The organism is Xenorhabdus yunnanensis, assembly GCF_028598805.1.
Classification (GTDB): domain Bacteria; phylum Pseudomonadota; class Gammaproteobacteria; order Enterobacterales; family Enterobacteriaceae; genus Xenorhabdus; species Xenorhabdus yunnanensis.
On record NZ_JAQRFI010000037.1, the window covers coordinates 40,088 to 46,880 of the forward strand.

At 43.7% G+C, this 6,793-nt stretch carries 5 protein-coding genes; 1 reads left to right on the plus strand and 4 read right to left on the minus strand.

Translation table 11 applies throughout. The annotated features are described in order from the left end of the window. Positions 1–90 precede the first annotated feature (90 nt). From PSI23_RS14820 to PSI23_RS14835, 4 genes are read right to left on the minus strand one after another with little or no spacing between them, the layout of a single operon-like run. Positions 91–1,875, minus strand: a complete 1,785-nt coding sequence (locus tag PSI23_RS14820) for an ATP-binding protein (protein WP_273555808.1) — start codon at positions 1,873–1,875, stop codon at positions 91–93. Beyond that, entirely contained in the window at positions 1,872–3,470 is a 1,599-nt protein-coding gene (locus PSI23_RS14825) for a 5-oxoprolinase subunit B/C family protein (RefSeq protein ID WP_273555809.1), read from the minus strand. The genes PSI23_RS14820 and PSI23_RS14825 overlap by 4 nt, the downstream gene beginning before the upstream one ends. Positions 3,471–3,513: 43 nt before the next feature. Further along, complete coding sequence (locus PSI23_RS14830) at positions 3,514–4,281, minus strand: LamB/YcsF family protein (RefSeq protein ID WP_273555810.1); 768 nt, start codon at positions 4,279–4,281, stop codon at positions 3,514–3,516. A gap of 10 nt (positions 4,282–4,291) precedes the next feature. Beyond that, on the minus strand, positions 4,292–5,542 hold the full coding sequence (locus tag PSI23_RS14835) for an NRAMP family divalent metal transporter (protein ID WP_273555811.1): 1,251 nt from the start codon (positions 5,540–5,542) through the stop codon (positions 4,292–4,294). A gap of 368 nt (positions 5,543–5,910) precedes the next feature. On the opposite strand from PSI23_RS14835, the gene PSI23_RS14840 reads away from it, so the two are divergent. Continuing rightward, a complete protein-coding gene (locus PSI23_RS14840; protein WP_373567339.1) occupies positions 5,911–6,567 on the plus strand; it encodes a GntR family transcriptional regulator in 657 nt (218 codons plus the stop codon). Positions 6,568–6,793 lie beyond the last annotated feature (226 nt).

The window sequence follows — 6,793 nt, forward strand, 5'->3', positions numbered from 1 at the left end:
ATGTAGGAAGTGGGAACACATGAAGTTCATGAACTTAGCAACATCAAAAGGGCACCAATCAATTTATACCCTTTTGATTTTTAATGAATGTTACTGCTCTATATTGGCCAGGGCACTTTCTGCGTCCAGATAATCTCCCGCTTGTACACAGAAGGTGATTTTCCCTGAACGATGTGCATTGATTTGTATCTCCATTTTCATCGCTTCCATCACCGCAATCACATCCCCTTCATTCACTAGTTCATTCTCCGCGACTAGCCATGAATGCAATATGCCGGAAATTGGCGCTTTTACCTGACGAAGATCTATCGGTGCTTTTTCCTTTGCAGCAGATTGAGCCAGAGAAAATGATTGCTCACTCATAGGGGCTAACTGCACGAATCCCGCCAATAAATTCGCTGGTAATCCCAACTCATGCCTGCGACCATCAATTTCAATAAAGGTACGAGTGATGTTTTTATCTTCCGTCACAGTCTGACGTGGTGAGCTTTCCAATTCATTGGCAAAATCTGTTTCGATCCAACGAGTATGGACATGAAACTCATCGTTCGAAGTAAAGTCTGAATGCTCCAGCACCGCTTGATGAAATGGCAATACCGATGCCACCCCTTGAATTTTGAATTCCTGCAATGCCCGACGGGCACGGGAAATGGTCTGCTCACGCGTTGTTCCTGTAACGATTAATTTCGCCATCAATGAGTCAAACGTCGCCGGAATGGTTGAGCCATTCACCACGCCTGAATCCAGACGAATACCGGGGCCAGAAGGCGGAGTAAATTCGCTGATTGTTCCAGATGTCGGTAAAAAACCTTTACCAGCATCTTCCGCATTGATGCGAAATTCAAACGAATGCCCTCTTGGCATAGGCGTTTCTTGAATGCTCAACGGATAACCTTCCGCTACTCGCAATTGTTCAATAACCAGATCAATGCCCGTCGTCTCCTCTGTCACAGGATGCTCCACTTGTAAGCGAGTATTCACTTCCAAGAAAGAAAGGGTTCCATCTGTGCTGAGCAAGAATTCTACTGTACCAGCACCCACATAATTAGCTGCTGCACAAATGGCTTTTGCTGATTGATGAATACGTTCCCTTTGTTCCTGTGTTAAAAATGGAGCCGGGGCTTCTTCCACCAATTTTTGATTACGGCGCTGCAAGGAACAATCCCGAGTTCCCAAAACCACGACATTACCCTGTTTATCCGCAATCACCTGCGCTTCTATATGACGAGGTTTATCCAAAAATTGCTCAATAAAGCATTCGCCCCGCCCAAATGCGGCAGTCGCCTCACGTACTGCTGAATGATACAGTTCTGCAACTTCATCCAGCCGCCAAGCCACTTTCAAACCTCTGCCACCACCACCAAATGCCGCTTTTATGGCTATTGGCAGACCATGCTGTTCCGCAAAAGCAACAACTTCCTGCACATCGTTGACTGGTTCTGAGGTTCCAACAACCAAAGGCGCTCCCACTTTTTGGGCTATTTTACGCGCCTTAACTTTATCACCCAGCTCATCAATAGTTTCAGGGTTGGGGCCAATCCAAATTAAGCCAGCATCAATCACTGCTCTGGCGAATTCTGCCCGTTCAGACAAAAAACCGTAACCTGGATGGACCATTGTTGCTCCAGACCGCTTTGCCACATCCAGTAAACAGGGAATATTGAGGTAAGTTTCTGCCGGGCTATTTCCACCCAGAGCATAAGCCTCATCAGCCAATTGAACATGCTGTGCGTTGATATCAACATCCGCATAGACCGCAACCGTTTGTATTCCATAATCACGGCAAGCCCGAATGATCCGAACAGCAATCTCACCACGGTTGGCAATCAGCACTTTCTTAGAGGGGTTATTCAAATTATTTATAGTAGTGTTCATGGCAAATCATTGCTCCCTTGAATTTCATGAAATTGGCAGATGGGATTAAAACGAATTCTGGCATTAACGGGGATCTGACCAGCAAGATCGAGGTGATAATCTGCAACTGAAGCAATGACCGGATACCCTCCAGTCAATGGATGGTCAGCCAAAAATAATACGGGCTGCCCACTGGCCGGAATTTGTATCGCTCCTGTACATGTTCCTTCGCTGGGCAATTCTTGTGGCTTAATTCGAGATAGTGAGCACTCACCATTTAGTCTCAGGCCAATACGGTTGGATTGAGGCGTTACTTGCCAAGTCTGTTTACTCAATAAGTCGATGGATTCTGGTGTGAACCAGTCTGTGCGAGGACCAAATATGATATCCAATACCACGATTTCATCTTTATTTGGCATGTCAAAAACCGGCTTTTCAGAGAAAGATATCGCTGCACAGTGAGATGTTTCGTTGATCGCTAATTTATCATTTATTTTCAACGGAGCAGGCCCGATATTGGACAGGCTATCAAATGAACGGCTGGATAAGATAGCTGGAACTATGAAGCCTCCGCGCACCGATAAATAAGAGCGCATTCCGGCTACAGGAATACCCAACGAAATTTCGTCCCCATCGTTTAAATCAATCGATTGGTAAGTATTTACATGAAATATTTCACCCGATGGAGTTTTTATCTCTATTGGACATGATGCTCCCGTAATGGCAATCAGTATTTGTCCGTGTGCGATCGCTTTAAATCCTCCCTGCACTATTTCGAGGCAAGCTTGATCAGAAGGATTACCAACAATACGGTTTGCACTGCGCAAGGCACTTTTGTCCATTGCACCAGATTCTGAGATCCCTACTTTTGCCTGACCAATGCGCCCCAAATCTTGGAATAAGGTTTGTAATCCCACAGACAAGATTTCTAGCTGACAAGAAACCTCTGAAACAGGCGTTATGTTATTGATAGGCGTTTCGGGCAAACTGATCGTTGCTGGGCAACATCCGGCATCTCGAAAGTTAACACGGTAACCCGGTTGCAATAAGGCAGGAGATGAGCGGGAAAGATCCCACATATGTTCGGTCGTAAGACCGATAATCTGCCATCCTCCGGGACTCGCCTGCGGATAAATGCTGCTGAATTCCCCCGCAAGTGCTACAGCTCCCGCCGGAATACGCGTTCTGGGTGTTTTTCGACGCGGTATATTCCATTGCGAAGTATTTGACACCATATAGGCAAACCCGGGAGCAAACCCGGTAAAGGCGACGGTATATTCATTTTCGGTATGTTGATGAATAACCTCTTGAACAGTACACCCCAATATTTCCGCAACCAGTGCGAGGTCATGGCCGTTGTAGTGCACAGGAATTTCTATCCGTTTTCCCGTTGCATGACCACGCTCTTGCAAATCTCGACCACTGATTTCTGCCGCCAATTGTCGGATTGATATTTTTGTCGGCCGAAAACGAATCATTAAAGTTCTCGCTGCCGGAATAATTTCTTCAACCCCAAAAATAGGTGACATATTCAGTGAATCAAGCAGAGCCAGTGTTTCTGCCAATCCACTCAATTCAACCATTATGGTATTGCAATTAACAGGTAAAAAACGCAAGGCTATCTCCCTAAATAATTAACCGTATCAATGCGATCCATATTCATGAATGAATAAAAGTTCGAATGGTAATTCCCGCCTGTTGCAAAACTGTTTTGACCTGTTTTGCCATCTCTAGCGCACCGGAGCTGTCACCATGTACGCAAATTGAATCCGCCTGAATAGGTGTAAATTTGCCATCAATTGATTCAACTCCTCCTTCTGTCACCAATTGCAACATGCGTTGAGCAACGAGATCCGCATCATGCAAAACAGAACCTGCTTCACGGCGGGAAACTAATTCTCCTTCTGAGGTATAGGCACGATCAGCAAATGCTTCTGCTATGGTTCTCAGCCCTCTTTCCTGAGCCAATTTGAGAATTTTTGATCCCGCCAAACCAACTAACACAAGGTTGGGATCTATAGCAAGAATTCCTTCAATAACAGCAAGCCCCTGATATTCATCATTCGCTATCGTGTTATAAAGCGCGCCATGAGGTTTGACATAACTCACTCTGGCACTTACTGCTGCTGCCAATCCTTGCAAGGCCCCAATCTGGTAAATAACATCGGCGGTAAGTTCATGACTGGCTATATCCATTTTACGCCGACCAAAGCCAACCAAATCGGGATAAGAAACATGGGCACCTATTACTACATTATTTTTTTGTGCTGATTTTAATGTCTGCAAAATCCCTACCGGATCACCCGCATGAAAACCACAGGCAACATTGGCACTACTGACAATCTCCAATATTTCTTCATCGTTGCCCATGCGCCATTGACCAAAACTTTCGCCGAGATCACTATTTAAATCGATCGTTTTTATCATGATGATTTCCTTAAGCTGATTTCAAAAACTCAAAGATTGAATCGATAGACATGGCACCCATGTACCATGTCAATACACAAGTAACCGCACCTGACCACAGCAACCAACGTGGGTAGACATACCCCGTCATCAAATCAGCGCGTTTCCAGCCAACATAAACAAAGATAGTCAAACCAATAGGAAGGATAAGCCCGTTGAAGCCACCGGCGAAAACCAATAAAGCGGCTGGTGGTGTTCCTATTAATAGATAAACGACCAACGATATGGCAATAAAAAATAAAGTCGCAATGCTGCACTGACGCTCAGTAAATTGCTTTCGAAAAACACTGAAAAAAGAAATGGAAGTATAAGCAGCACCAATAATACTGGTAATTGCCGCGGCCCAAACGATTAAACCAAAAATACGCAGTCCAAATTCACCAGCCGCTGCCTGAAAAGCTTGTGAAGCAGGATTTGCCGTTTCACTGGCAACATCAAGTGTAACGCCACTGGCAACCACGCCCAAGATGGCAAGAAATAACAAATATCGCATCAGGCCGACGACCAAGATCCCTTTGGTTGCTGCACTGGAAACAACTTTGATGTTTTCGATGCCTACAGCACCTTTATCCAGTAAACGATGAGCACCTGCATAACAGATGTAACCACCAACAGTTCCGCCCACAATAGTGGTTATCGTCGCAAAATTGATTTCATCAGGTAGCACGGTTTGTCGTAAGGCTTCTCCTATTGGAGGGTTGGAGACTATCGCAACAAACAAGGTCATTCCTATCATGATTACCCCTAATATCACAATAATGCGATCAATAGCGGCGCCAACTTTATGGGAGGTAAAAATGCCAATAGCCATTAACGCACTGAATAATCCGCCCCATTTTGGGTCCAATCCCATCAAAGCATTAAGCCCCAATCCAGCTCCGGCAATATTACCGACGTTAAAGACTAATCCACCAAAAATCACTAAAATAGCCAATAAATAGCCACTTCCTGGAATAGCAGCATTAGCAATATCAGCTGATTGCATTTTGGTTAATGTGACAATTCGCCAAATATTTTGCTGCACCACAAAATCGATCAGAATAGAAGCTAAAATGCCGAATGCAAAAGCAGCTCCCATTGTCGCAGTAAATGTAGCAGTCTGAGTGATAAACCCTGGCCCAATCGCTGATGTCGCCATCAAAAAAACCGCAGCAATCAAAGAAGAACGCCGATTTGATACAAAATTTATCGTGTCTTGTTTTGCTGTTTCCTGCATAGCCATAAGCTATTTTCCCCTGTCATCTTTATTGTATTTATCGTTTCCTAGGCAATATTCGTACCATTGTGGAACTAAAAAAAATAATTGTTTGGTTAAAATGAATATATTGTTGAACAATAAATAAGATCTGATGAGGAAATAAGCAAATAGAATTGTGTTATCGATCCTTAAAATCCAATAAAGATCACTTTATTAACATTTTCTGTTGAATTGAACGCCAAGATGCACAATTTAGGTGCAATAAGCACAATAATGTTGCCTCATGTTGGTTCAAGCTCTGTAACTTGCTGGTTATCGAGTAATATGTGAAGATTCGTTTTTATATACTTTGAAGGTGTTTTGTTATTAGCCATTAAATCTAACGGATGACTATGAAAAAAAACCATTCTCCCCAGATTTTGAGCAAAAGAATTGCTGAAACTATAAGAAATAAACTGGTTGTTGGGGAGTTATTACCTGGACAACGGCTATCTGAAGCAGCACTCAGTGAACAACTTGAAATTTCACGCAATACGTTACGTGAAGTGTTCCGCCTTCTCACGCAAGAGGGATTGCTGAAACATGAACCTAATCGGGGCGTGTTTGTTGCTACTCCCGATATTGCATCTATTATTGATATCTATCGAGTTCGGCAGCTAATTGAATGTCAGGCTCTGGCTCTGGCTTATCCAATGCACCCTAGTATTGCCAAAATGAAACAAGCCGTTGAAGTCGCCCAGAAGTGCCGCGAACAACAAGATTGGATTGGTGCCGGAACAGCAAATATGCGCTTTCATGCTGCGATCGTGGAATTAACTGATAGTGAAAGATTAATCACTTTCTACCACAATATCTCCGCAGAACTCCGTCTGGCTTTTGGTATCTTGAATGATCCTGAACTTTTGTATGCGCCTTATATTGATAAAAACGCGCATATTCTGGAACTGCTTGATTCAGGAGAAAATGAATTAGCGGCTAAAAAAATGAAGGATTATTTGGAATTATCAGAAAGGGCGATACTGGCCGCTTATACACGAAAAAATAACTAAATATCATAAAAAAATCCCTCAATACGGACTTATTTGTATTTATGTTTTAATTATTACTCGTTCTATTCGCTGGAATAAGTAGCAATAAAATTGCGCGGGCATAAAAGCCCCAAACGCAAAAAAGCCATCCGGACCCGGATGGCTTCTCTGTCTGATTCACTGTCTGGCAGTGTCCTACTCTCACATGGGGAGACCCCACACTACCATCGGCGCTACGGTGTTTCAC